Here is a 25,749-nt window from a genome sequence, read left to right as displayed (position 1 = left end):
AATAAAACTACATTTTTTATTTGAATTATTATTATAAAAAATACACGAAAAAGCCAGCCCCTCGTGGGGCTGGCTTTTTCGGTTTGAACAGCAGGGACAACCTACCGGAGCCGCGCCTTCCGGGGCCGGTTCAGGCGCGGCGCAGGGCCGCGGTTTCGGCATCGGCGTACACCACGGCCTCGTCGGGGAAGGGCTCGTCGCCCCGGAATTTCTGGAGCAGCCGGGCCGTCGTGATGATGTCCTTCTGGCAGTAGCGGGCAATGCGGGGCAGGTCATTTTCCTCATAGTACACCCGGGCCACGTCCTTGCCCTGGATGTCGTCTTTGGGCGTAGGAATACCGAACATGGCCGCCAGCAGGCTCAGCGACGTGAACGATTTCCGGTCGCCGAATTTCCAGAGCTCCATCGTGTCGAGGTGGGGCACTTCCCAGGGCTTCTGGCCGGCCGTATCGAGGTGGGGTGGCAGCGGCAGCCCGTTGATGAGCAGGCGGCGCGAGAGGTAGGGGAAGTCGAACTCCTTGCCGTTGTGCCCGCAGAGCCGAAACCGGGGCCGGTGGCTGATAACGGCGCTGAACTCGCGCAGCAGCTCCCGCTCGTCGTGCCCGTAAAACGACTTCACGCTGAAGCGCAACGCTCCATCGGCGGCGTACCGGAACCGGCCCACCGAAATGCACACCACCCGCCCGAACTCGGCGTAGATGCCGGCCTGCCCGAACAGTTCGGCGGCGTGCAGCTCATCGGGCAGGGGGGCAATGTGGCCGTGGTGCGAAATCCAGCCTTTCTCGCGGCGCAGCGCGTGGCACTTGTGCTCCCAGAGCTCCTTGAGCATCTCGTGCAAATCGTCGTGGCAGCCCACGCAGGGCACGGTTTCGATGTCGAGCACGAATATCTCATCGAGTTTCAGGTCGCGGAGCAGGCGCATGGCGGGGTGGGAATGGGGGTACGGATGGTGGAATGTAGGTTTTTGACCGGATATCCACTTCCATTGCCGGATACCAGCGGGCTTGCGCAGCCATCCGGGCATTTGAATATCTTGCACCATTCCCGCATTCCGCCCCGGAGTGTACGGACAGTTGGCCCAAGTCCCGGAAGAGAACAGCCTTCCCAGTTGGCGGAGAATTCTCAAACTAACCGCCTTGTGCCCTACTTGCTCACTTATCCCAGTCAACCAGAACATTCTATTCTACCTCTCGATGCCCGAACCAGCTACTCAGGTCAGCTCTACCGAAACCGGCCAGCTTGGCGTCTATCACCTCAAACGATTTTGGGCCCGGATGCTGGCCAAGCGGGCGGGATGGGCCGTTGAGAACACGGCCAGCGACTGGCGCCACGACAATCTGGTGCTCAACGGCCTGGGCCTGGCCCTCGAAGAAAGCATGCGCTACCTGATGCAGACCGGACCCGACTTCAGCGAGTTCGAGCGCTGGGTGCTGCACAAAAACGGGGGCACTCTGCCTCCGCTGCAAATCGAGCGGCTCAACAGCGTGCTCAGCGCACAACCCTACGGGGAAGAGTTGCAGGCCAATCTGCGCGCTATTGCAGAGGCCGAAAACGTGCTCAGTGCCGACGACCTGGCTTTTTGGGCTGAAAACGGCTACGTAGTATTGCGCGGGGCTATTTCCGGCGAACAGGCGCGGGCCACCGAGCAAGCGGTTTGGGAAGCGCTGGGCATGTCGCCCCACGAGCCCGCCTCTTGGTACGAAAAGCCGATTGGCAAAGGGATTATGATGGACTTTTACCATCATCCGGCCCTGCTGGAGAACCGCCGCTCGGCGCGCATTCAGAAAGCATTTGCCCAGCTATGGCAGACGCCCGACCTGTGGACGACAACCGACCGGACCAGCTTTAATCCGCCCGAAACCGCCGGCTACCCGTTTCAGGGACCCCACCTGCACTGGGATATGAGTCTGCACCCGCCGTTTCATTTCGGCACCCAGGGGTTGCTTTACCTCTGCGATACGCCCGCCGAACAGGGAGCGTTCTGCTGCGTGCCGGGCTTTCATCGCCACTTGCCAAGCTGGCTGGCCAACCTGCCCGCCGGCACCGATCCGCGGCAGATCGACCTGACGCCCCAGGCCGTGCCCATTGCCGCCCAGGCCGGCGACCTGATTATCTGGCACCACTTCCTTCCCCACGGCAGCAGCCCGAACCGGGGCACTTACCCCCGCATCGTGCAATACCTGAACCTGTATCCGGTCGATTTCAAGGAAAATATGGACTGGCTTTAGGCCCTTAACCCAGCACGGCGGCCCCCGAGGAATCAGGGACCGCCGTGCTGGGTTAAGGGCGCACGAATTCTTTGATGTAGAACGGTAATGACCTCGGATCCACATCGAGCTCATCTACACGAAACCGGGCTAGTTCCTGGCTTTGCTTCTTTCGTTTCAGGAGAACTACATAGGCTGCACTCATTCCTTGGTGCGTTGATTCATGCTTAAGCTTCACCATTGCCTCAGCCCATCTAAGGGCACCTGTGCTTACCGTCCAGACTCCTTGTTGGCCGATCTTCAACTGAGGGCCGCTGGCGAGACGACGCAACATGACACGCCACACCATAACACCACCACCTAACACACAAACAATACCCACCCAACTCTTCAACCAGAAGCATAAACCGGCACCTATGAAAAGCACAAATGCTCCAAGCACCAGATCAGCGAAAATAGAGCTGCGCGAATAATAAAATTGGTATTTGTAGGGTTCCACTACACTTAGTCTATTTCCCCGCCGCCACATCCGTTTTAATACTCAACTCCTTGAGCTGGGCGCCGGAAATCTGCGAGGGCGAGTCAATCATCACGTCGCGGCCGGAGTTGTTTTTGGGGAAGGCGATGAAGTCGCGAATGGAATCGGCACCGCCGAAGAGGCTACAGAGGCGGTCGAAGCCGAAGGCGATGCCGCCGTGAGGCGAGAGATAGAAGCGTGGTTATTCTTCGCGCCGCCGCAGGTTCTCAATATCGTTGTAGTCCCGCGGGCGGCCGGCGGCTCGCTTAGCTTCAAGCAGCTGCTGATACTGAATCAGGCGCACCGTGACATTCTCCACTTCCCGAATGGAGGCGACGGCGTACGCTTCCTCAAAGGCTACTCCTTTCAATTCCGTAATGATATCGATGGCTACCGGCGGCCGGCCAAACGTAAAAACGTCCATTGCTGGGTTATCCAGAAAGTTGTGGCTTGTCATGTCGAAAGTGGGCATTCCGAATTGCTGGAAAGCCCGCACCAACCGCCCATAGTTGTCGGCCGACCGCTCCACCCAAATATCCAGGTCGCCGGTGGTGCGGCTGTAGCCGTGCAGGATAACTGAATAGCCTCCTACCAACACATACCGCACTTCAGTGGCCCACAGTGCCCGCAGGAAATCCTGGAAGTCAACGTTGAATAGGTTTCCCATTTCAGCTGTTGTGCTTGCGCGTGGAAAACGCTGTACGGTCTAATCGGGGCGGATTTGTAAGGTCGTAACCGTAAGCTACACTGTTCAGATAGGCCGCCGCCCGCAACCGTTCCTCCATCGTGGCGGGCTGGTTTTGGGCGTGGTAGCGGGCGTTTTCTTCGTGGGTGCCCGCGTGGAAAGCGGTGCGGTCGAGACGGAAGGACATATCGTGAATATACCAAGTAAAGCAGTTGAAACCACCACGGCGGCCCCTGATTCCTCAGAGGCCGCCGCTATAATTCCTGAAACAGGAAACGCTTATTTCGTCACTACATCCGTCTTAATGCTCAGTTCCTTCAGCTGCGCGCCGGAAATCTGTGAAGGCGAGTCTATCATCACGTCGCGGCCGGAGTTGTTTTTGGGGAAGGCGATGAAGTCGCGGATGGAGTCGGCGCCGCCGAAGAGGCTGCAGAGGCGGTCAAAGCCGAAGGCGATGCCGCCGTGGGGGGGCGCGCCGTACTCGAAAGCGTCGAGCAGGAAGCCGAACTGGGCTTTGGCTTCTTCATCACTAAAGCCCAGCAGGCTGAACATACGGGCCTGCACCGTGCGGTCGTGGATGCGGATGGAGCCGCCCCCTACTTCCACGCCGTTAATCACCATATCATAGGCGTTGGCGCGGACCTGGCCGATGGTGTCGGGCGAGTCAAGCAGGGCCATGTCCTCGGGTTTGGGCGAGGTGAAGGGGTGGTGCATGGCGAAGTAGCGGTTTTCCTCCTCGCTGAATTCGAGCAGCGGGAAATCGACCACCCATAGGGCCGAGAAGGTGTCCTTGTCGCGCAGACCGAGGCGCTGGCCCATTTCGAGCCGTAGCTCCGAGAGGGCCTTGCGGGTTTTGTCGGCCGGGCCGGCCAGCACCAGCAGCAAGTCGCCGGGCTGGGCGTTGAAGGCGGCTTTCCACTGTTGCAGGGCCTCCTGGTCGTAGAACTTATCCACCGACGACTTCACGTTGCCGTCGGCTTCCACGCGGGCGTACACGAGGCCGGTGGCCCCAATCTGGGGGCGCTTCACGTACTCGGTCAGCTCGTCGAGTTGCTTGCGGGTGTAGCTGGCGGCACCGGTGGCGCAGATGCCCACCACCAGCTCGGCGGCCTCAAACACCGGGAAGTTGTGGCCCTTGGCGACGTCGTTGAGCTCCGTGAACTTCATTTCGAAGCGCGTATCGGGCTTGTCGTTGCCGTAGAAGCGCATGGCGTCCTGGTAGGTCATGCGGGGCAGGGTCCCGATTTCCAGGTTCTTCACCTCCCGGAACAGGTACTGCACCAGCCCCTCGAAGGTGTTGAGGATGTCCTCCTGCTCCACAAACGACATTTCGCAGTCGATCTGGGTGAATTCGGGTTGGCGGTCGGCGCGCAGGTCTTCGTCGCGGAAGCATTTCACGATCTGGAAATACCGATCAAACCCCGACACCATCAGCAGCTGCTTGAAGGTTTGGGGGCTCTGGGGCAGGGCGTAGAACTCGCCGGGGTTCATGCGGGAAGGCACCACGAAGTCGCGGGCGCCTTCGGGCGTACTCTTGATGAGCACTGGCGTTTCCACTTCGATGAACTCCTGGCCGTCGAGGAAGCGGCGGGTGGCCTGGGCCACGCGGTGGCGCAGCATCAGGTTCTGGCGGACGGGGTTGCGGCGCAAATCGAGGTAGCGGTATTTCATGCGCAGATCGTCGCCGCCGTCGGTGTCGTCCTCAATCAGGAAGGGCGGCAGCTTGGCGGGGTTGAGCACCTGGATGCTTTCGACCCGGATTTCAATGGCCCCGGTGGGCATTTTGTCGTTTTTGGAGTGGCGCTCGGCCACGGTGCCGGTTACGCTGAGCACGAACTCACGGCCCAACTGGCGGGCCTGCTCGCGTACCTCGGCCGTTTCCACGCCTTCTTCGAGGGCCAATTGCGTCAGGCCATACCGGTCGCGCAAATCCACCCACAGAATGCCGCCTTTGTCGCGGGTGCGCTGTACCCAGCCGCAGAGCGTAACGGTTTGGCCAATATGAGAGGGGCGCAGTTCGCCGCAGGTGTGGGTTCGGAGCATACGTCTATATTTTGGGCGAAGATACTGGATTGGTAGATGTCAGTTCCCGCAGAGGAACGCAGAGGGTTTCGCAGAGGTCCGCAGAGAACGACCTGCGCGCTGCACTGCGGGAAGCAACCACCCCAGCGCCCGTTGCCTCCTCAGCAGGGCCGGTTCGTTGAAAAGCGCCGGCGGCCTATGCAGGTTTTCCTATGTTTGTTGGCACCTCTTCCAGTCGCACCAATCATCTGCCTCTCATCTTCTTTCTATGGAACTTCGCATTGAGCACCTCTCCAAAACCTACGCCAACGGCACCCAGGCCCTGCGCGACGTTACGCTCACCATCCCGACCGGCATGTTCGGGCTGCTGGGACCCAACGGGGCGGGTAAATCGAGCTTGATGCGCACCATTGCCACGTTGCAGGAGGCCGACAGCGGCAGCATTCAGTTGGGCGACCTAGACGTGCTGCAAAACAAGGACGCCGTGCGCCGGGTACTGGGCTACCTGCCCCAGGAGTTCGGGGTGTATCCCAAAATTTCGGCCGAGGAGCTGCTCGACCATTTCGCCGTGCTCAAGGGCATCAGCAACAGCAAGCAGCGCCGCGACGTGGTGGCTGGCCTGCTGCACCGCACCAACTTGTATGAGGTGCGCAAGAAGAACCTGGGCGGCTACTCGGGCGGCATGAAGCAGCGGTTCGGCATTGCCCAGGCGCTGTTGGGCAACCCCCGCCTGATTATCGTAGATGAGCCCACGGCCGGCCTCGACCCGGCCGAGCGCAACCGTTTTCACAACCTGCTGGCCGAAATTGGGGAGAACATCATCGTGATTCTGAGCACCCATATTGTGGGCGACGTGAGCGACCTGTGCCGCAACATGGCCATCATCAACAAGGGCCAGGTGCTGCTCACCGGCGACCCGCTGGTGGTGATGCAGGAGCTGCGGGGCCAGGTATGGCGGCGCGAAATTGACAAGGAGCAACTGCCCGCGCTGCAACAGGAGCAGCAGGTAATTTCCACCCGCCTGTTTGCCGGGCGCACCATCGTGCACGTGGTGGCCGGCAGCCAGCCCGGCCCGGGGTACGACGGCGTGGAACCAACGCTGGAAGACGTGTACTTCGCCCGCATCAAGCAGGCGGAAATGGTGAATGCAGTAGCGGTAGAGAGCTAGAAACCAGCTCCCCTCCTCAGATGAGGAGGGGTTGGGGGTGGTTGATGCCAGCAGAACGGCGACTAGAATTAGCTCTGGTTCTAAAGAATGTTCAAGCGTCGTCAACCACCCCCAACCCCTCCTCATCTGAGGAGGGGAGCTATGTTCTGCTCTCCTCCTCCTAACTCCCTAACCTTCTCTCCCCTAGCATCTTCCTACATGTTTCTACAGATATTCAAGTTTGAAATTTGGTACCGGCTGCGGCGGCCGGCGACGTACATCTACTTCGGCATTCTGCTGGTACTCTCGGTGCTGATGGCCCTCGTAACGGGGGGCTTCTTTGAGAGCATTTCGGCGGTGGTGGGCAGCGGTAAGGTGCACCTGAACTCCCCCTTCACCATCAACGGCCTGACCAATGCGCTGACGCTGCTGCCGGGGATTCTGCTGGTGTCGGCTATGTTCGGGCCGGCGGTATTGCGCGACTTCGACTCCCAGATGCACCCGCTGCTCTACACGGCCCCCATCAGCAAGTGGGGTTACCTGGGCGGGCGGTTTTTTGGTACGCTGGTCGTTACGCTGCTCGTGATGGGCGGCATCGGGGTGGGGCTGTTCATCGGGGCCTTGTTTCCGGGCATTGCCGCCGACCGGCTGGGGCCGTTTCACCTCAGCTACTACCTGGCGCCCTACCTGACGTTCGTGCTGCCCAACGTGCTGCTGACGGGCGCTATCTTCTTCGCCCTGGCTACGCTCACGCGCCAGGCCTTGAGCACCTACGTGGGCAGCATCGTGTTTCTGGTGCTCTACTTCGTGGCCCAGGCCCAGCTCTCCGACCTCGACAACCAAACCGTGGCGGCCCTGCTCGACCCGATGGGCAACGGGGCGCTGGTGCTACTGACCAAGTACTGGACGCCGGTAGAAAAGAACGTGCGCCTGCTTTGGCCCACCGGGCTGCTGGGCCTCAACCGGCTGCTGTGGCTGGGCGTGGGTTTGCTGCTGTTCGCCTTCTGCTACCTGCGCTTCCGCTTCGAGCAGGGCGCTACGGGCAGTGCTAAGCGCAGCCGGCCCCAGGCCGCGCCCGGCGTAGTGGCGGCCCCGGTGGCCGTGGCCCTACCGGCCGTGAGCCAGCAGTTCGGCTTCGCCCAGTACTTCCGCCAGTATCTGCGCCTGACCTGGCTGAGCCTGCGCGACGTGCTGCGCAGCCCCTACTTTATCGCCATTGTGGCGGCCGGGCTGGCATTTCTGCTGGCCGCGGCCCTGCAAATCGGGAAGATTTTCGACACCAGCACCTACCCGGTTACGGCCCAGGTGATTCAGATTCTGTCGGGCTCATTCTCGCTGTTCGTGCTGGCCATCGTCACGTTTTACGCCGGGGAGCTGGTGTGGAAGGAGCGCGACGCCCGCCTCCACCAGATGCACGACGCGCTGCCTATTCCTAACTGGGTGCCGTTTGCCAGCAAGCTCACGGCCCTGCTGCTGGTACCGGTAGTGCTGCTGTTCATCGTGCTGGTGTTCGGCATCGGCACCCAACTCGTGTCGGGCTACACCCACCTCGAAATCGGGCTGTACCTGCGCTGGCTGTTCGGGCTGAAGCTGGTGGATTACTGGCTGGTGGTGGTACTGGCCGTGGTGGTGCAGGTCGTCGTCAACAACAAGTACCTGGGTCACTTCGTGATGGTGCTCTACTACGTATTCACGATTTTTGCCGGGCAAATGGGGCTGGAGCACAACCTGCTGATTTATGGCGCCGATTCCGGTATCCGCTACTCCGACATGAACGGGTTCGGCCATTTCGTGGGACCCTACCTATGGTTCAAGCTCTATTGGGGTCTGCTGGCCGTGGCCCTGGCCGTGGTGGCCAACCTGCTGTGGGTGCGCGGCTCGGAAACCGACTGGCATACCCGCCGCGCACTGGCCGGGCGCCGCTTTACCGGCCCCGCCCGGGCGGCCCTGCTGGTGGCGCTATTGGGCTTCGGGGCTGTGGGCACCTGGATTTTCTACAACACCAACGTGCTCAACACCTACCGCGGCAGCAAGGCGCGCCAGCAGCTCACCGTGCAGTACGAGCAGCAGTACGGCCGCTACCACCGCACGCCCCAGCCCCGCATTGTGGCCGTGGATGTGCAGGTAGACCTGTTTCCGGCGCAGCAGGAAGCCCGGGTGCGGGGCCAGTACTGGCTGCGCAACAAAACCGCCGCCGCCCTCGACACCGTGATTCTGAACCTGCCCGAAGACGTGCGCATCCGCAAAATGCAGCTCGGGGCGGGCGGCACTATCGCCGTGGTGGCCGATTCCGTGCTGGGCTTCTACGTGCAGCGCCTGCCCCGGCCCCTGGCCCCCGGCGACTCGCTGGCGCTGGATTTCGATTTGTACTACGATGCGCCCGGGTTCGAGCAGAACACCCAACGCACGGGCATTGTGGCCAACGGCACGTTCGTGAATAATGGCACCCTGCCCCACATCGGCTACAACAAAGAGGCGGAGCTGAGCGAGGAAAGCGCCCGCAAGAAGTTCGGCCTTAAACCCAAGCTGCGCATGGCCCGCCTCGAAGACACCACCGCCCGCGCCAACACCTACATTGCCGCCGACGCCGATTGGGTGCGCTTTGCCGCCACCGTGAGCACCGTGCCCGACCAGCTGGCCCTGGCTCCCGGCTACCTGCAAAAGGAGTGGACCGCCAACGGCCGCCGCTACTTCCGCTACACCATGGACGCGCCCATCCTGGATTTCTACTCGTTTCAGTCGGCCCGCTATGCCGAGCACCACGCCAAGTGGCAGAACGTGGCCATCACGATTTACTACCAGCCCGGCCACGAGTACAACCTGAACCGGATGGTGCGCGGGGTGCAGGACGCGCTGAGCTACTACACCAAAAATTTTGGCCCCTACCAGCACCGGCAGGTACGCATCGTGGAGTTTCCGGGCTACTCGGCCTTCGCTCAGGCCTTCCCGAACACCATTCCGTTCTCAGAAAACATCGGTTTCATTGCCAAAGTAGACACCACCGACCCCAAAGACGTGGACTACCCCTACTACGTAACGGCCCACGAGGTGGCGCACCAGTGGTGGGCGCACCAGGTGATTGGGGCCGCCGCCCAGGGCTCCACGCTGCTATCGGAAACCCTTTCGCAATACTCGGCCCTGATGGTGATGAAGCAGAAGTACGGGGCGGAGCGCATGCGCAAGTTCCTCAAGTACGAGCTCGATGCCTACCTGCGCGGCCGCAGCACCGAGCGCGTGGCCGAGCAGCCCCTCTACCGGGTCGAAAACCAGCAGTACATCCACTACCGCAAGGGCTCGGTGGTGATGTATGCCCTCGCCGACTACCTCGGCGAAGCCCAGGTGAACCAGGCCCTGAGCACTTACCTGAACAAGGTAAAGTTCCAGCCGCCGCCCTACACCACGTCGCTGGATTTGCTGCGCGAGTTCCGCCAGGTAACGCCCGATTCGTTGCAGTACCTGCTCCCGGATATGTTCGAGCGCATCACGCTCTACGAGAACAAGGCTGACTCCGTAACCGCCCGCCAGCTGCCCGACGGCCGCTACCGCGTGGATATGGTACTGAGCGCCAAGAAAGTGTACGCCGACAGCGCCGGCAACGAACGCCCGGCCCAACAGATGAACGACCTGGTTGATGTGGCCGTGCTGGCCCGCCGGAAAATCAACGGCCAGTGGCAGGATGTGCCCTTGTACCGCCAGAAGCGGCGGTTTCGGGCCGGTACCACCCGCGTCAGCTTGGTCGTCTCCGGGAAGCCCGAAAAGGCCGGCATCGACCCCTACAACTTGCTCATCGACCGCACCCCCGACGACAACCTGAAAACGGTGACCATAGAGAAGTAGCGCGCAGGAAGCAGCCAGCAGCCCGTGGGCAATAATAAGAGCGTGTCATGCGGAGCGAAGTCGCAGCATCACACGCTCTTTTTGTCGTTGTTTTCCTGTATCCATTCTCTTGTAACCCTTACACGCCCCGAATCCGGCCTTTCTCTGGGAAGTCAACATATTTGGCCTGACTTCTGTAAAGGGAAGGGCAGCACCGATTTTTTTCCTGACTTTCTGCCTTCTTCCTTCGATATGAAACGTTCCGTTCTACTCGCCCTCTCCGCCACGCTGCTCTCCTTCTCGGCCGCTCAGGCCCAGACCAAAATCAAGACTAAAACCAAAGCTGCCGACGGCACCGAGGTAAAGGCCAAGAGCGACGTGGAGCCCATCGTGCTCAACGGCCCCATCAAGCGCGTGGAAACGCTGTCGGGCATTGATGTTTTCCCGGCTTCGGGGGGCAAGAGCATCATGCTCAGCTTCACCCAGCAGTTCACCAAACCCGGCACGCTCACCGTTACCAACTACAAGAAGCAGGCAGTGTACAGCACCGAGCTGGACCCGCAGAACAACACCGGTGAGCCCGTGGACCTGGGCCGCATTCCGGCCGGCACGTACCTGGTAGAGGCCAAAACCGGCAACTATGTGTACTGGAAGAAGGTGATGATCAAATACCCCTCGGTAGCCACCACCAGCCGCAAAAAGCGGCGCTAGGCTCCCGGGCCGGCGGCTTCAGCCCGGCTTTTCGGGTGGGCAACCCGGTTTTCGGCTCCGGAGTCGTTCTGACTTCGGAGCTTTGTGTTTTCTGCCGGCTGCTTTTCGGGCCGGTTTCGTTTCCTGTTTACCCTGCTATCTGCCATGTCCGCTGCTTTCCGCTTTTTCCGCTTCGCCCCGCTGTTGCTGTTGCTGGCCGCCCTGGTTGCTTTCGCCGACGGCCCCAAGCTCAGGAAGACTACTGTAGCCAAGAACCTCACGATTGGGGTACCCGAAGGTTTCGCGGCCCTGCCCGACGACGGCATTGCGGCCAAATACCCCGCCCAGCGCCGGCCGCTGGCCGTGTTCACCAGCCTCAACGGCCGCGTGGATATGAGCGTGGCCCAGAAACCCACCACCTTCAGCAACCGCGACTATGCCCTGCTGCTCAAGATTTACAAGGCCAGCATTCAGAATATGTACGGCAAGGTGAAGTTCCTGCGCGAAGACATCCAGACCATCAACAAGCGCGACTTCGTGGTACTCGAATTCGTGTCGAGCGTAACCGACAACCGCCGCGGCGGCACACTGGCCCCCATCCGCAAGTATCAGTTCGTGCAGTATGCCATTGAGGGCGACCAGCTCTACGTGTTTACCTTCGATGCGCCTGCCGATGAGCAGGCCCAGTGGCAGCCCACGGCCCGCGAAATTATGAGCAGCGTGGTGTTGAAGTGACGGAGTTTATAAGTTGGGAAGTCAGAAAGTCGGGAAGTTGAAGAGCAGCCCGAATTCAAAGACCGTCATGCTTCGACAAGCTCACTATGACGGTCTTTTAACTTTCTAACTTCTAGACTTGCCCACTTTCCAACCCCTGCCGAATGACCCTTTCCCTGTATTCCGACGAGCAGTATATGCGGGAGGCGCTCAAGCAGGCGCGCTACGCATTTGAGGAGGACGAAATTCCGATTGGGGCCGTGGTGGTGCTCGACAAGCGCATCATCGCCCGGGCCTACAACCAGACCGAGAAGCTCCAGGACGTGACGGCCCACGCCGAAATGCTGGCCCTGACGGCCGCCGCCAACCACCTCGGCAACAAATACCTGCACGACTGCACCCTCTACGTAACGGTGGAGCCCTGCGTGATGTGCGCCGGAGCCAGCGCCTGGGCCCAGGTGCGGCGGGTGGTATACGGCGCGGCCGAGCCCAAATTCGGCTACCGCCGCCACGGCCGCCTGCTGCACCCCAGGGCCGAGGTAGTCAGCGGGATTCTGGCCCCCGAGAGCGAGGAGCTGATGCGGGAGTTCTTCGCCCAGAAGCGGAAATAGGCTACTTTTAGGCGGCTACCGTAACCCTGCACCGGCTGCGGCGGTTGTATATAGTCGGGAGGCCTGAGGCTTACCGACGCCCTGTCTCTCTCCCTCATTCACCAATCAACCCTTTCTACTATGGCTTTCGAACTGCCCCAACTGCCCTACGACTACTCCGCCCTGGAACCGCATATTGATGCCCAGACCATGGAGATTCACCATAGCAAACACCACCAGGCCTACGTTACCAACCTTAACAATGCCGTAGCCGGCACCGAGCTGGAAGGCAAGAGCCTCGAGGACCTGATGCAAAATATTGCCTCGGCTCCGGCGGCGGTGCGCAACAATGGCGGTGGCCACTTCAACCATTCGCTGTTCTGGACGGTACTCGGCCCCAACGGCGGCGGCGAGGCCACCGGAGCCGTGGGCGAGGCCATCACCGAGTCGTTCGGCAGCTATGAGAAGTTCAAGGAAGAATTCGCCAAGGCCGCTGCCACCCGCTTCGGCTCCGGCTGGGCCTGGCTCTGCAAGCAGGCCGATGGATCGGTGCAGATTTGCTCCACGCCCAACCAGGACAACCCGCTGATGCCCGACACCGGCTGCAAAGGCACTCCCGTGCTGGGCCTCGATGTGTGGGAGCACGCTTACTACCTCAAGTACCAGAACAAGCGTCCCGACTATATTGCTGCCTTCTTTAACCTCATCAACTGGGCGGAAGTGAACAAGCGCTTCCAGGCGGCTTAGCCTGCCGATTTTCACATTCAAAAAGCCTCCGTCTGGATAAGATGGGGGCTTTTTGCTGTTTACTGGCACCTGTTGGCCGGGGCAACTGCCTTCGGGGCGAAACATTTTGCGGGGCGGAAGGCTTTACCCCAGTTCGTGTACCTACACAGAATTTAATTCACTCCGACTCATGTCTGCTACCCTTCTTTCTTCGGCCCCACTCGGCCCGCTTACCCTCCGCAACCACCTCGCCATGGCCCCCATGACGCGCGCCCGCGCGCTGGCCAACGTGCCCGGCCCGCTGATGGCCGAGTACTACGCCCAGCGGGCCACGGCCGGCCTCATCATCACCGAAGGCACTTCGCCCTCCGCCAACGGCCTGGGCTACGCCCGCATTCCCGGCCTGTTCAACCAAGAGCAGGTAGCCGGCTGGAAACTGGTAACCGACGCCGTGCACGCCCAGGAGGGCCGGATTTTCGTGCAGTTTATGCACACCGGCCGGGTATCGCACCCCCTGAACATGCCCGAGGGCACCGAAATGGTGGCCCCTTCGGCCATTGCCGCCGCCGGCGACATGTGGACCGACCAGCAGCAGATGCAGCCCCAGCCCACGCCCCGCGCCCTGACCACGGCCGAAGTAAAGGCACTGGTCCAGGATTTCGTGCAGGCCGCCAAGCTGGCCATCGAGGCCGGTTTTGATGGTGTGGAGCTGCACGCTGCCAACGGCTACCTGCTCGAACAGTTCCTGAATCCCCACTCCAACCAGCGCACCGACGAGTACGGGGGCAGCCTGGAAAACCGCGCCCGCTTCGTGCTGGAAGTAGCCGAGGCCACGGCCGCCGCCATCGGGGCCGAGCGCACCGGTATCCGCCTCTCGCCCTGGAGCACGTTCAACGATATGGCCCTCTACGACGACATCGACGCGCTGTATGAGCACCTGGCCACCGAACTACAAAAGCTCGATCTGGTCTACCTGCACCTCATCAACCAGCAGAGCCCGGAGGTAGCCGCCAAGTGCGTCGCCACCATCGACGGCCTCCGCGCCAAGTTTACCAACACGCTCATCCTGTGCGGCGAATACAACGCCGAGCAGGCCCAGGCCGAGCTGCAAAAAGGCCGCGCCGACCTCGTGGCCTTCGGCCGCGACTACATTAGTAACCCCGATCTGGCGGCTCGTTTTGAGCAGCAGGTCCCCCTGGCCAAAGGCGACGAAAGCACGTTCTACGCCCCCGGCCCCGAGGGTTTCCACCAAGGCTACACCGATTACCCGGCCCTGGCCGAAACTTCGGTTCAGGCGTAACCGCGGCGGCCCACGCCGCCGGTATCACCGCCCCCCGGTCAGTCTGGCCGGGGGGCGTTTTGCGTTTACGCATCGGGCTTCTGCTCATTTTCGGCACGGTGTGAGGGGGGCGGAAACTCAACTAAGCACCTATTTCGCCCGCTAGATTTCTCTATCTTTAGGGTCCCAATTGTGTTCCCCCCACTTTTCTCAACCCGAACCCGCATGAGCACCAAGCTGCGTCTCATTATTCTGAGCTTTTTACAGTTTTTTATCTGGGGCTCGTGGCTGATTACCATCGGGGCCTACTGGTTCCAGACCAAGCAGTGGTCGGGGTCCGAGTTCGGGGCCATTTTCTCCACCATGGGCATTGCCTCCATCTTCATGCCCTCGCTCATGGGCATCGTGGCCGATAAGTGGATCAATGCCGAGAAGCTCTACGGGGTGCTGCATATTCTGGGCGGCGTGGTGCTGTGCACCATTCCGATGGTGGCCGACCCCAGCACCTTCTTCTGGGTGATTCTGCTGAACATGATTTTCTATATGCCCACGCTGGCCCTGTCCATTGCCGTGTCGTATTCGGTGCTCAAGCGCGAGGGGCTCGATGTGGTGAAGGATTACCCGCCCATCCGGGTGTGGGGCACCATCGGCTTCATCGTGGCCATGTGGACGGTGAGTTTGCTGGGCTTCGAGAAGTCGGCCAGCCAGTTCTACATCGCGGCCGGCGCGGCCTTCCTGCTGGGCTTCTACTCCTTCACGCTGCCCAAGTGCCCCCCCACTGCCCGCGACACCCCAAGTCGCTCGTTGGTGGATGTGCTGGGCCTGAAGTCGTTTGCCCTGCTGCGCGACCCCAAAATGCTCGTTTTCTTCCTGTTCGCCCTGCTACTAGGCGCGGCCTTGCAGCTCACCAACGCCTACGGCGACACCTTCCTGCACGATTTCGACCAGAATCCGGCTTACCAGGGCACCCTGGCCGTGCGCTATCCGGCCATCATCATGTCCATCTCCCAGATTTCGGAAACGCTCTTCATTCTGGCTATTCCGTTCTTTCTGCGCCGCTTCGGTATCAAGCAGGTCATGTTTTTCAGCATGGTGGCCTGGGTGCTGCGCTTTGGCCTGTTTGCCTACGGCGACCCGGGCTCGGGCCTTTGGATGATCATTATGTCCTGCATCGTGTACGGCATGGCCTTCGACTTCTTCAACATCTCGGGCTCGCTGTTCGTGGAAACCCAGACGGCTTCCTCCATCCGGGCCAGCGCCCAGGGCCTGTTCATGATGATGACCAACGGCTTCGGTGCGGTGCTGGGCAGCTCCGTGAGCGGCATCGTGATTGAGCGCTACTTCACCGCTGCCAACGGCGTGAAGGACTGGCACAGCATCTGGCTGGCTTTCGCGGCCTACGCCCTCATCATTGCCGTGCTGTTCGTCATCCTCTTCAAGCACAAGCACAACCCCCAGCTGGTAGCCGACCATGTAGAGGAAGTGGAACCCCTGCTCAGCATCGAGCAAGCTTAGTGCTGAGCTGCTGGCTGTTAGCTTTTTCAGTACTCATCCTCATTTCAAAAAAGAACCCGCCGTGCTGGTGCACGGCGGGTTCTTTTTTGGTTCAGACCGGAAAGCTGCTGGCTAACCAGGGCAAACGCATGAACAAATCGTCGAATACATTTGCCGCGTTTGAAGGCCCTTCAGGAAGGAGCGAGCCTAAGAATGGATTGCGCAAAAGTACCCTCACTCATCAGAAACGCCAGGGCTTCCTGTTCATGCGTTTGCCCTGCTGGCTAACAGCTCCGGAAACCTAGAACTGCTCGTCGGCCGAGAAGTAGAAGTCGCCTTCAATCTGGGCGTTCTCGTCGGAATCGGAACCGTGCACGGCGTTGGCTTCGATGCTCTTGGCATACTTCTTCCGGATGGTGCCTTCGGCGGCCTGGGCGGGGTTGGTAGCGCCAATCAGGGTGCGGAAATCCGCCACGGCGTTGTCCTTCTCCAGGATGGCGGCTACAATAGGACCCGACGACATGTACGACACCAGGTCGTTGTAGAAGGGACGCTCGCTGTGTACTTCGTAGAATTTGCCGGCGCGCTCGGCCGTCAGCTGTACTTTTTTCAGGGCAACGATGCGGAAGCCACCTGCTTCAATCATGCTCAGGATGCCACCAATGTGGTTGTCCTGGGTAGCATCGGGCTTAATCATCGTGAACGTGCGGTTCGTGGCCATTGGGCAGTATATTAGTTGAAGTGAAATTGCGCGGAGTTTGCGGCCGCAAAAGTAGCGGGAATTAGTTGAATGTGCTGGTGGTGCTTAGTTGTTGGTTGAAGGGCTGGCAACTCACATTCCCGTACCTTGCGCACCTTTCCGGAAGCGGGTTTGTTGGAGAGCGGAATATTTCCGAATTTTGCCGCCCTTGTACCCGGCCTAACCAGCCTACATTCAGTCACCTACCCCGTAGGCAATGTCCACAATAGTTGAGTTGAAGGAGCTGCTGGCCCAGCCCCGACAGATTTTTATCACCACCCACCACAAGCCCGACGCCGACGCGCTGGGCTCTTCGCTGGGCCTGGCCGGCTACCTGCGCAAGAAGGGCCACAGCGTGACGGTAGTGACGCCCTCCGACTACCCCGACTTTCTGGCCTGGATGCCCGGCAACGACGAAGTAGTGGTGTACGAGCCCCGCCAGAACGACGCCCAGGTCCGCGACATCATCCGCCGGGCCGAGGTGCTGTTCTGCCTCGATTTCTCCTGCCTCAACCGCATCAGCGAGCTGGGCGAGTACGTGCGGGCGGCGGGCGGCACCAAGGTGCTCATCGACCACCACCAGGAGCCCGAGGATTTTGCCCAGCTCGACTTCTCCAACCCCAAAGCAGCGGCCACGGCCGAGCTGGTGTTCGAAGTCATCCGCGACCTGGGCGACCAGGACCTGATTGATACCGGCATCGGGGAGTGCCTCTACGCGGGCATCATGACCGATACGGGCTCGTTCCGCCACCCCAGCACTTCGCGCAACGTGCACCTCATTATTGCCGAACTGCTCAGCGCCGGCATCAACCTCTCCGATGTGCACCGGCGCATCTACGATTCGCACTCCGAGGAGCGGCTGCGCTTCCTGGGCTTCGTGCTCAAGGACAAGCTCACGGTACTGCGCGAATACAACACGGCCTACATTGCCATTACGGCCGAGGAGCTGCGCCAGTACCACTCCAAAACCGGTGATACGGAAGGCCTGGTGAACTTCGCGCTCAGCATTGAGGGCATCGTGTTTGCCGCCATCCTCATCGACCGCTCCCAGGCCGTCAAGATTTCCTTCCGCTCGGTGGGCAGCTTCTCGGTCAGCGAGTTCTCGCGCCGCAACTTCAGCGGCGGCGGCCACCACAACGCGGCCGGCGGCATCAGCCACGACTCGCTGGACGCCACCGTGACGCGTTTCCTGGGTCTGCTGCCCGAATACCAGGCCCAATTAGTAGCCGCGCCGCTGGCCGCCGTGCCGCCAACGGTATAATTCGGTGTAACTTGGCCGCTCTTTCCGTGTCTTAACCTCCTAACCCCCTTCATGTTCCTCCAACGCAACTTTCTGAGCCTGGCCCTGGTAGCCGGCATTCTGGGTCTGGCCTCCTGCAACAAAGGCGGCGAATTCGGCAAGACACCCTCGGGGATTGAATACAAGATTTTCAAGAGCACCAGCGCCGGCAAGTACGACGCCCGCGACGTAAGCGCCGACGGCGACGCGACCTACAAGGACCGCATCGGCAAAATCATGGCCCTGCACGTGGAGTACCGCACCGGCAAGGACTCGATTCTGTTCAACTCGCGCAAGCAGCAGATGGGATTCCCGGTGCGCGTGCCGCTCGATACCGTACGGAAAGCCCAGAAAGGCGGCCTCGAAGAAGCCATCAGCCTGCTCCAGCCCGGCGACTCGGCCGTGTTCCGCTTCAACGTGGATACCATCTTTGCCAAGTCGTTCCGCCAGCCGGTGCCGCCTTTCATGAGCAAAGCCGGCAAAACCATGACCATGTTTGTGAAAGTGGACAAGGTGCAGAGCCGCGAGGAAGCCATGGCCGACGTGCAGAAGGCCCAGGTGGAGCAGCAGCAGAAAACGGAGGCCCACGCCGCCGACCAGCTCAAGAAGGATGACGTAGTCATTCAGGAATACATCAAGAAGAACAACCTGAAGGCCACCAAGGACGAGTCGGGCGTGTACTACGTGATTACCAACGCCGGCTCCAGCGTGAAGCCCAAAGCGGGCCAGGTGGTATCGGTGCTCTACAAAGGCACCCTGCTCGAAAACGGCAAGGAGTTCGATTCCTCGGCCAAGATGGGCAACAAGCCCTTCGACTTCCCGTTGGGCCAGGGCCAGGTGATTCCGGGCTGGGATAAGGGCATTGCCCAGTTCACGAAGGGTGCTAAGGGGATGCTGCTGGTGCCTTCGTCGCTGGCCTACGGGCAGCGCGGGGCCGGAGCCGATATCCCGGCCGATGCTATCCTGCGCTTCGACGTGGAGCTGGTCGACATCAAGAACGCGCCCGCCCAGCCGGCCGGGGGCCAGATGAACGAAGCCGATATCCGTCGCCAGATTGAGGCTATGCAGCAGCAGCAGGGCAAATAAGTCCGGGCCGCAGTTCCGTTAACTCCTAAGCCCCCGGTCCGGTGCAACCTGGCCGGGGGCTTTTGTCTCTTCGGGGTAACCCGGTTTTTCTTTTCCCCCAGTTTTTCGCGCTTATGCTCCGCTCACTTCCCCCCTTCCGGTTGCCCGCTAGTCTGGCAACGCTGCTGCTGCTGCTGACCGTGCTCTTTTCGGCCTGCCAGAAGGAGGACACGGATACGACCGACTACCCCGCCCGCGACGAGACCATCATCACGGCCTACATCAAGGACAACAACCTGCCCGGCTTCCAGCAACAGCCCTCGGGCCTGTACGTGGCCATCACTCAGGTCGGCACCGGCGACGTAGCCAAAGCCGGCCAGACGGTATCGGCCAAGTACACCGGCCTTACCCTGGACGGCAAGGTGTTCGACTCGACCGCCAACCGCGGCAACGCTCCCCTGGACTTCATCCTGGGCCGGGGGCAGGTTATTACGGGCTGGGACCAGGGGTTTGCCCTGCTCAACAAGGGCAGCAAAGCCATCCTGCTCATTCCCTCCGAGCTGGCTTACGGCGCGAAGGGCGTCGGGCCGATTGCCCCTCACTCGGTGCTCCGCTTCGATGTGGAGGTAACCGACATCAAGTAATACCCCTTTTGCTTTTTTGCGATGAAACACTCTCTGCCCCTGGTTTTTCTTTTTCTGCTGGCCCTGCTGAGCTCCTGCAAGAAGGATGAAGAGAAAGATACTTCCCCCGCCCAGGCCGCCCAGGCCGCCCAGGATGAAGCCACCATTGCGGCCTACATCCGGGATAACAGCCTCACGGGCTTTCAGCGCCGGGAGTCGGGCCTGTACGTAGCCATTACCCGGCCCGGCACCGGCGCGAATGCCCTGGATGGGCAGATCGTGAAAGTTTTGTATACCGGCACTACGCTGGACGGAAAGGTGTTCGACAGTAACCTCACTACCCTGGGCTTTCCCTTCCAGTTGGGCAATGGCAGCGTTATTGCGGGCTGGGATGAGGCGTTCAAGCTGTTCAACAAAGGCAGCAAGGGCACACTGCTCATACCCTCGGGCCTGGCCTATGGCGCGTCCGGCAGGGGCGCCATCCCTCCTAACGCCGTGCTCCGCTTCGAGGTGGAGGTAGTGGATATTAAGTAATTTTACGGGCGTCGCTGCTGGCGGCCTCCTTTCCCGATGATGAAAAGATTCTCCCTGATCCTCTCCCTGCTGGCCCTGGGCCTGGGGGCCACGCCGACCCTGACCAGCTGCAACAAAGAGTCCTCCTTCGTTAAGCAGCAGCGCGAATTTGACGAAGCCCAGAAGCAGCGCGACGAAACCGCCATTCAGGCTTACCTCACCCGCCACGCCATCACGAACGCGCAGCGCCTGGAATCGGGCATTTACCTGGTGCCCGTTACGGATGGCGCGACGACCAACCCGCTCATCGTAGCCGGCCAGACGGTGAAGGTGAACTACGTGGGCAGGTTTATCAGTGAGGCGCTGGATGGGCAGGTATTTGATGCCTCCAGCAACAACCGCACGGCCTGCGGCTGCCTCAGCTTCGTGAACGGGCCAAACTCCGGCCTGATTACCGGCTGGAGCACTGCCACGCTGCAAATGCGCAAAGGCGACCGGAAACTGATCCTCATCCCCTCGTCCCTGGCCTACCAGGGGCAATCATCAGGCGCCATTCCAGCCTACACGCCGCTGTTGTTCGATATGGAAATTCTGGACGTTCAATAGCCCTGGTGATGCGGTACGTGGTAACGGGTGGTCTGTTTTTGGTGCTGAGCAGCCTGCCGCTGGCGGGCTGGGCACAGCGCACGCTCACCACGGCCGTACCACCACCGGCCGACAGCCTGCTGCAACGAGCCACCACCACGCCTTCGGGGTTGCGCTACACGATCCGGCAGGTGGGCACCGGCCCCCGGGCCCAGCCCGGCAGCCGGGTAGTAGTCCACTACACCGGCTTTCTGGCTGCCGACGGCCACCTGTTCGACACCTCAGTGCAGCAGGGTGGCCCGCTGAAAGTGCGGGCTGGTCGCCAGAGCGTGATTGCCGGGTTCGATGAGGCGCTGCTGTTACTGCCCGAGGGCAGCCGGGCCAGGGTCTGGATTCCGGCCGACCTGGCCTACGGGGCCAAGGGCCGCCCCGACCCGGATGACGAGACGGAGAAGAAGTACCTGATTCCGCCCAACGCCGACCTTATTTTCGAGCTGGAGATTCTGAAAGTGAAATAACCACGGCCCACCGGCACCTGTCCGGGCGGGCCGTTTTGCTGGACCGGCCCCAGCCCCGAAAGTGCCGTATCTTGGGCCGCTCACTCACGTTGCCTTATGTCTGTTGTTGCCCGCCTGCGTTTTATAGTCCCGGCCTTGGTCGGCATTATCGGTTTGTGCTCGTTTCAGGGTGAGCCGGTTCCCTTCAACCGCCTGCGCTCCGGGCTGGAGTACCGGATTTACCGCCCCCAGAACGGCCGCTACGTGCTGCAACCGGCGCTGCCCCCCACCGGCGACGCCTCGTATGCCGGGCGCGTGGGCCAGATCCTGACCCTGCACCTGCAATTCCGCACCGCCCAGGATTCGGTGCTCATGCACTCGCGCCGCCAGAACGGCAACCAGCCCGTGCGCGTCCCGCTCGACAGTATCCGGCGGGCGCAGCGGGGGGCGGTGGAGGAAGCGCTGGCCCTGCTCCAGCCCGGCGACTCCGGCGTGTTCCGCCTGAACTTGGACACGGTGTTCCGCAAGTCGTTTCAGCAGCCCGTGCCCGGCTTCATCCGCAAAGCCGGCCCTACCCTCACGGTGCTGGCCAAGGCCGAAAAAGTGCAGACGCCCGACCAGGTGCAGCAGGAACTGGCGCAGCAGGCGGCCCAGGCCCAGGCGGCGGCGGCTCAGAAAGTAGCCGAACTGGCCCGCCAGGACGAGGCCCGCATTCTGGCCTACGCCAAGCAGAACAAGCTCAAAGTGCTCAAAACGCCCCTGGGCGTGTACTACGCCGTAACCAAAACCGGCACCGGAGCCAAGCCACAAGCCGGCCAGACGGTAGCCGTGCGCTACAGCGGTAAGCTGCTTGAAGGCAAGGAGTTCGATTCCTCGGCCCGGCACGGCAACCAGCCCATCGAGTTTCCGCTCGGCCAGCGCCAGGTTATTGCCGGCTGGGATGAGGGCATTGCCCAACTCACGAAAGGCAGCAAGGCTATCCTGCTCATTCCCTCCGCCCTAGCCTACGGCCCCCGCGCCCCCGGCCCCGACATCCCCGCCAACAGCATCCTGCGCTTCGACGTGGAGCTGGTGGAGGTGAAGTGAGTAGGTTATTGGTGGGTGGTGGGTATTTTTTGAAAAAGGAACGTCATCCTGACGAAGGAAGGATCCTTTCAGGTTGAAAAAGCCAGCCCAACGGCTCGTTCAATCGTGAAAGGATCCTTCCTTCGTCAGGATGACGTTCCTTTTCCAACAACCACCCACCAACAACCCATCTTACAGCTCGGCCAGCACTTCCGATAGCACCGCCAGGGAGCGGATGTCGCCGAGGCGCTCCACGTGCAGCTGGTAGTAACGGATGAGGATGCCGAGCAATTCGCGGCGGATGCGGCCGTTGGGCACGATGGCCGTGGCGGGGGTGCGCATCAGGTTGTCGAAGTAATCCTCGAACTCCTGAAACCGCAGGGCGGTAGGTGCGGCGGCGGCCCCGGGCACATCGGTAGCGAAAGCCACCTGGGAGGTAATTTCAGCGCCGGTTTCGGGGCCGAAGCCCAGGTAGTGGCTGAGCTGGAGCAGGAAAATCAGGGCAAAATTCTCGAAGCCCTCCGCCTGTTGGTCGAAGGCCCGCAGGGAATCGTGCAGAAACGAGAACAGCGGCTCGTTCTCCTCCTCTTCCAGCAGCACCCGGCTGAGTATCTCCGACAGAAACAGGCCGATGCTGCTCTTGCGCACGTCGTAGGGCAGGGTGCGGAAGGGCTCGGAGCACCGGAACTCCGAGAGGCGCGTGAGGCCCCCGTTGCGGGAAGTGTAGGCCACCAGATCCAGCAGCGTGAGGGGCTGAAACAGGGCAATACGACCCGGCGGCTTGGCCTTGCGCACCCCGTTCACCAGGTAGCTCTGCAACCCCAGCCGCTCGGTATAAACGCGCGTGATGATGCTGGTTTCACGGTACCGGATGTGGCTGAGCACGATGCCCCGGGTTTTGATGAGCATGGGTTGGCTGGTTAGAAAGTTGAGACGTTTTTACGTTGGAAAGTGAACAGCTGGCCGCTTCGCAGAAAAACCAACGGGCTTTCTCTCGTCGCCTACGGCTTGCACATGATACGTGCTGCTTGACAACCGCCAGCCGGGGTACGGTTGGCAGCAGGTGAGCCAACGTCCCGACCTCCAGACGGCCCAACTCGCTAGTTCCCCAGGACGGCTACTTTGCTCACGCAGCCGTTTTTGCCGTCGGCATCCGACGACAGCACCAGGTACACGCCCGAGCTCACCCGGCGGCCATTGTAATCGGTCAGGTTCCAGGTGACGGTGCCGCCGTTGGACCGGGTCTGGAAGACGAGCTTGCCAGTGACATCCGTGATTTTGACCGGCGCATTGTTGGCCAGGCCCGAAATGCCCACCGGACCGGCAAAATTGGGCCGCACGGGGTTCGGGAATACTTTGGCGCAGCTGGCCTTGCCCTCCGTCACGGACGCGTCGCCCCGGTAGCTGACCACGCCCGCGTCCGTCACCACGAAGACCTCGCCGGTTTTGTCGTTCACCTCCACGTCCACGATGCGGTTGGAGGGCAGCGGGCTGTTGGCGGTGGTGAAGTGCAGCAACTCCTCCGAGGCATCGTCGCTGAAAAGCCACAGGCCCCGGTCGGTGCCGAACCACTTGCGGTTGCCCCCATCCACGGCAATGGCGCTGATTTTTTCGTTGAACAGCGTCGGGAAGCCCGTGCCCACGCCCCGGCGCACGTAGGGCAGCCGGAACGAGAGGCCCTGATTGGAATCGAAGGCGCTGCCCGGGTCACTAAAAAAGGCCGGCCCCTTGATGGTGGCCACCCAGATGTCGCCCAACCGGTCCTTTACTACGTCGTAGATTTCGTTGATGTCGGAAGCGAAGCTTTCGGCCCCGGCCGCCTGCGTGTAATAGCGGGCGACGCGGGTTTCGGGCTGGTAGGCCACCATGCCCAGCCCGCTGCCCCCGGCCCGGGCCCGGGACACCCACACGCCGCCCACCCCATCGAGCACGATCCGGTCGAGGTTTTCGCTGCCCGCGAAGTAATCAATGATGCGCCAGCTGTTGGCGGCGGGGTCGAACACGAACAGGCCCGACTGCCCGGCCACCTGGTGGCGGTTCACCACCCACACGTGGCCCTCGGCGTCGGTGGTTACGTCGGTCACGCGGGTGAAGTCGGGGGCGGCAATGGCGCTGCGCAGCGGGTTGGGCAGGTTGCTGGTGGGGTTGAACAGGCGGAACTCGCCCAGGCCCTTCCACTCCAGCAGGCCGTTGCCGTAGCTGCCCACGTACAGGGTGCCATCGGGCGTGCGGGCACCCCGGGTCAGGTCCTGGGGGTTGGGGTACTGGCTGCGGTTGGGCTGGGTGGCCGGCGTGAAGTTGGTCCACTGCCCTTGCTTGTACTCGAAGAAGCCCCGCAGGAAGCCCCGCTGCACGTAGCGGTCGGTGAAACCGCCCGTGAACACGTTCACCGTATTGGTGCGGGCATCGGCCAGCACGCTGAAGGCCTGGGCCGAGGCGGGCGCGTTGCTCAGAAACTGCTCCGCCGCCTGGCCATTGGCAGTGGTGCGCAGCAAGCCGTTGGTGTAGTCGGCCAGGTAGTAGCGGCCGTCGCGGGCGCGCAGGGCCGCCTGCGGGTTCACCAGCAGGGCCGGGTTCAGCGTCAGTCCGGCAACGCCCGTCGTTACGTTGAACACCGTAGTCTGGCGGTTGTCGGTGATGAGCAGCCCGGCCCGGGAAGGCGTGAGCTGCCGGAACTCCACGCCGGCCGGCGCGTTGCCGGCGAAGGCCCGCCAGCCCGTGCCCGCCACGTAGGCGTACAGCCGGTCGCCGTTGATGCCGGCCACCACGCGCCCGTCCTGCACGGCCAGGGTGCGGTAGGGGTTGCCGGGGCGGGCGGGCAGGTCGGTGGTCCAGTTGCGGTAGTCGAGGGGGTTGCCGTTGAGGGCGGCGCGCATCAGCCCATTGGAGGTAGCCGCGAACAGGATACCGTTGGCCACGGCCGTGGCAAATACCTGCACTACCGTGCCGCCCGGGCCAATGTTGGTGTAGGAATCCCGGATTTCGAGCCGGTCCAGATCGACCACCACAATGCCGAAGCTGGCCGCCAGGTAGGCCCGCCGCCCACTGATCTGGACCTGGTTGATGGTTTTGGCACCGTTGATTTCCTTGCGGGCAATGTCGGCGAGGTTGACGATTTTACCGTCCTGGCGGCGCAGCAGATCCAGGTTGGTGCTCTGGTACACCACCAGCAGCTGCTGGCCCACCGAGTCGTAGGCCAGGCCGCTCACGCCCACGTCGCTCAGGCCGTCGCGGCGGGAAAGCAGGCGGGTGGTGTTGAGCGTTTTGTCGAAGTAGAAGAAAGCGTCCTCGGCCGCCACGTACACCCGGTCATCGGCCTCGGCCAGGGCCTTGGCCTGGTTGGTGGGCAGGTGCAACTGCCAGTCGCCGTAACCGGCCGCAGATTGGGCCTGGGCCCCGATGGTCAGCAGCAGCAAGGCCAGCAAAGCGGCCCCGTAACGCAGGCGGAGGAGTGAAATCATCGAGTGAAACGAACGGCGCGGTAGATAGACTGGCA

24 protein-coding genes and 1 pseudogene are annotated in these 25,749 nt (G+C 61.6%); 16 read left to right on the top strand and 9 right to left on the bottom strand.

Going from position 1 to position 25,749, the window contains the following annotated elements; all coding sequences use genetic code 11:
• Positions 1-130: 130 nt before the first annotated feature.
• Positions 131-922 carry a 3'-5' exonuclease gene (locus D0T11_RS07750; RefSeq protein ID WP_119655211.1) on the bottom strand — a complete coding sequence of 264 codons (792 nt, stop codon included), beginning with the start codon at positions 920-922 and terminating at the stop codon, positions 131-133.
• Positions 923-1,193: 271 nt separating this feature from the next.
• Between D0T11_RS07750 and D0T11_RS07745 the strand changes: the two genes are divergently transcribed.
• The gene (locus D0T11_RS07745) at positions 1,194-2,228 is read left to right on the top strand and encodes a phytanoyl-CoA dioxygenase family protein (protein ID WP_220473709.1); all 1,035 of its coding nucleotides are present in this window, start codon (positions 1,194-1,196) and stop codon (positions 2,226-2,228) included.
• A gap of 52 nt (positions 2,229-2,280) precedes the next feature.
• Here the strand turns inward: D0T11_RS07745 and D0T11_RS22050 are convergent, their stop codons facing one another.
• The 5 genes and pseudogenes from D0T11_RS22050 to aspS all read right to left on the bottom strand — a co-directional run bounded on the left by D0T11_RS22050 (position 2,281) and on the right by aspS (position 5,452).
• Entirely contained in the window at positions 2,281-2,706 is a 426-nt protein-coding gene (locus tag D0T11_RS22050) for a hypothetical protein (protein ID WP_147374567.1), read from the bottom strand.
• 10 nt (positions 2,707-2,716) lie between these two features.
• Positions 2,717-2,920, bottom strand: a pseudogene (locus D0T11_RS07735) (amino acid--tRNA ligase-related protein); the annotation flags it as partial.
• Positions 2,921-2,926: 6 nt separating this feature from the next.
• On the bottom strand, positions 2,927-3,391 hold the full coding sequence (locus D0T11_RS07730; protein ID WP_119655208.1) for a hypothetical protein: 465 nt from the start codon (positions 3,389-3,391) through the stop codon (positions 2,927-2,929).
• 1 nt (position 3,392) lies between these two features.
• Entirely contained in the window at positions 3,393-3,596 is a 204-nt protein-coding gene (locus tag D0T11_RS07725) for a hypothetical protein (protein WP_119655207.1), read from the bottom strand.
• A gap of 92 nt (positions 3,597-3,688) precedes the next feature.
• Entirely contained in the window at positions 3,689-5,452 is a 1,764-nt protein-coding gene (aspS, locus tag D0T11_RS07720) for an aspartate--tRNA ligase (RefSeq protein WP_119655206.1), read from the bottom strand.
• Between the two features lie 247 nt (positions 5,453-5,699).
• Here aspS and D0T11_RS07715 point away from each other — a divergent pair, with 247 nt between their 5' ends.
• The 8 genes from D0T11_RS07715 (at position 5,700) to D0T11_RS07680 (ending at position 15,908) form a co-directional block, all read left to right on the top strand.
• A complete protein-coding gene (locus D0T11_RS07715) occupies positions 5,700-6,599 on the top strand; it encodes an ABC transporter ATP-binding protein (protein WP_119655205.1) in 900 nt (299 codons plus the stop codon).
• 198 nt (positions 6,600-6,797) lie between these two features.
• Positions 6,798-10,415 (top strand): ABC transporter permease/M1 family aminopeptidase, encoded by a 3,618-nt coding sequence (locus D0T11_RS07710; protein ID WP_119655204.1) that lies wholly within the window; start codon positions 6,798-6,800, stop codon positions 10,413-10,415.
• A gap of 231 nt (positions 10,416-10,646) precedes the next feature.
• Positions 10,647-11,105, top strand: coding sequence for a T9SS type A sorting domain-containing protein (locus D0T11_RS07705; protein WP_119655203.1), 459 nt, complete (start codon positions 10,647-10,649; stop codon positions 11,103-11,105).
• A 144-nt stretch (positions 11,106-11,249) separates the two neighbouring features.
• A complete protein-coding gene (locus D0T11_RS07700) occupies positions 11,250-11,819 on the top strand; it encodes a hypothetical protein (RefSeq protein ID WP_147374566.1) in 570 nt (189 codons plus the stop codon).
• A gap of 143 nt (positions 11,820-11,962) precedes the next feature.
• Positions 11,963-12,409 carry a nucleoside deaminase gene (locus D0T11_RS07695; RefSeq protein WP_182888301.1) on the top strand — a complete coding sequence of 149 codons (447 nt, stop codon included), beginning with the start codon at positions 11,963-11,965 and terminating at the stop codon, positions 12,407-12,409.
• 120 nt (positions 12,410-12,529) lie between these two features.
• Positions 12,530-13,135: a superoxide dismutase gene (locus tag D0T11_RS07690; protein WP_119655201.1), complete on the top strand. Its 606-nt coding sequence runs from the start codon at positions 12,530-12,532 to the stop codon at positions 13,133-13,135.
• A 169-nt stretch (positions 13,136-13,304) separates the two neighbouring features.
• Complete coding sequence (locus tag D0T11_RS07685) at positions 13,305-14,414, top strand: alkene reductase (protein WP_119655200.1); 1,110 nt, start codon at positions 13,305-13,307, stop codon at positions 14,412-14,414.
• A gap of 204 nt (positions 14,415-14,618) precedes the next feature.
• On the top strand, positions 14,619-15,908 hold the full coding sequence (locus D0T11_RS07680; RefSeq protein WP_119655199.1) for a nucleoside permease: 1,290 nt from the start codon (positions 14,619-14,621) through the stop codon (positions 15,906-15,908).
• Between the two features lie 280 nt (positions 15,909-16,188).
• Here D0T11_RS07680 and D0T11_RS07675 read toward each other — a convergent pair whose 3' ends face one another.
• Complete coding sequence (locus tag D0T11_RS07675; protein ID WP_119655198.1) at positions 16,189-16,608, bottom strand: nucleoside-diphosphate kinase; 420 nt, start codon at positions 16,606-16,608, stop codon at positions 16,189-16,191.
• A 235-nt stretch (positions 16,609-16,843) separates the two neighbouring features.
• Between D0T11_RS07675 and D0T11_RS07670 the strand changes: the two genes are divergently transcribed.
• From D0T11_RS07670 to D0T11_RS23340, 7 genes are all read left to right on the top strand, one after another.
• A complete protein-coding gene (locus tag D0T11_RS07670) occupies positions 16,844-17,887 on the top strand; it encodes a DHH family phosphoesterase (protein ID WP_119655197.1) in 1,044 nt (347 codons plus the stop codon).
• Between the two features lie 51 nt (positions 17,888-17,938).
• Positions 17,939-18,991 carry an FKBP-type peptidyl-prolyl cis-trans isomerase gene (locus D0T11_RS07665; protein ID WP_119655196.1) on the top strand — a complete coding sequence of 351 codons (1,053 nt, stop codon included), beginning with the start codon at positions 17,939-17,941 and terminating at the stop codon, positions 18,989-18,991.
• A gap of 113 nt (positions 18,992-19,104) precedes the next feature.
• Positions 19,105-19,614: an FKBP-type peptidyl-prolyl cis-trans isomerase gene (locus tag D0T11_RS07660; protein WP_119655195.1), complete on the top strand. Its 510-nt coding sequence runs from the start codon at positions 19,105-19,107 to the stop codon at positions 19,612-19,614.
• A gap of 21 nt (positions 19,615-19,635) precedes the next feature.
• Complete coding sequence (locus D0T11_RS07655; protein ID WP_119655194.1) at positions 19,636-20,127, top strand: FKBP-type peptidyl-prolyl cis-trans isomerase; 492 nt, start codon at positions 19,636-19,638, stop codon at positions 20,125-20,127.
• Between the two features lie 39 nt (positions 20,128-20,166).
• Positions 20,167-20,712, top strand: coding sequence for an FKBP-type peptidyl-prolyl cis-trans isomerase (locus D0T11_RS07650; RefSeq protein WP_182888300.1), 546 nt, complete (start codon positions 20,167-20,169; stop codon positions 20,710-20,712).
• Positions 20,713-20,720: 8 nt separating this feature from the next.
• Entirely contained in the window at positions 20,721-21,209 is a 489-nt protein-coding gene (locus D0T11_RS07645; RefSeq protein WP_119655192.1) for an FKBP-type peptidyl-prolyl cis-trans isomerase, read from the top strand.
• 96 nt (positions 21,210-21,305) lie between these two features.
• Positions 21,306-22,274, top strand: coding sequence for an FKBP-type peptidyl-prolyl cis-trans isomerase (locus D0T11_RS23340; RefSeq protein WP_119655191.1), 969 nt, complete (start codon positions 21,306-21,308; stop codon positions 22,272-22,274).
• 171 nt (positions 22,275-22,445) lie between these two features.
• Here D0T11_RS23340 and recO read toward each other — a convergent pair whose 3' ends face one another.
• Positions 22,446-23,162 carry a DNA repair protein RecO gene (gene recO / locus D0T11_RS07635; RefSeq protein ID WP_119655190.1) on the bottom strand — a complete coding sequence of 239 codons (717 nt, stop codon included), beginning with the start codon at positions 23,160-23,162 and terminating at the stop codon, positions 22,446-22,448.
• Positions 23,163-23,353: 191 nt separating this feature from the next.
• Positions 23,354-25,714 carry a type IX secretion system anionic LPS delivery protein PorZ gene (gene porZ / locus D0T11_RS07630; protein WP_119655189.1) on the bottom strand — a complete coding sequence of 787 codons (2,361 nt, stop codon included), beginning with the start codon at positions 25,712-25,714 and terminating at the stop codon, positions 23,354-23,356.
• Positions 25,715-25,749 lie beyond the last annotated feature (35 nt).

It is taken from the genome of Hymenobacter rubripertinctus (assembly GCF_003583925.1).
GTDB lineage: Bacteria > Bacteroidota > Bacteroidia > Cytophagales > Hymenobacteraceae > Hymenobacter > Hymenobacter rubripertinctus.
This window is presented reverse-complemented; position numbering and strand designations above follow the sequence as displayed.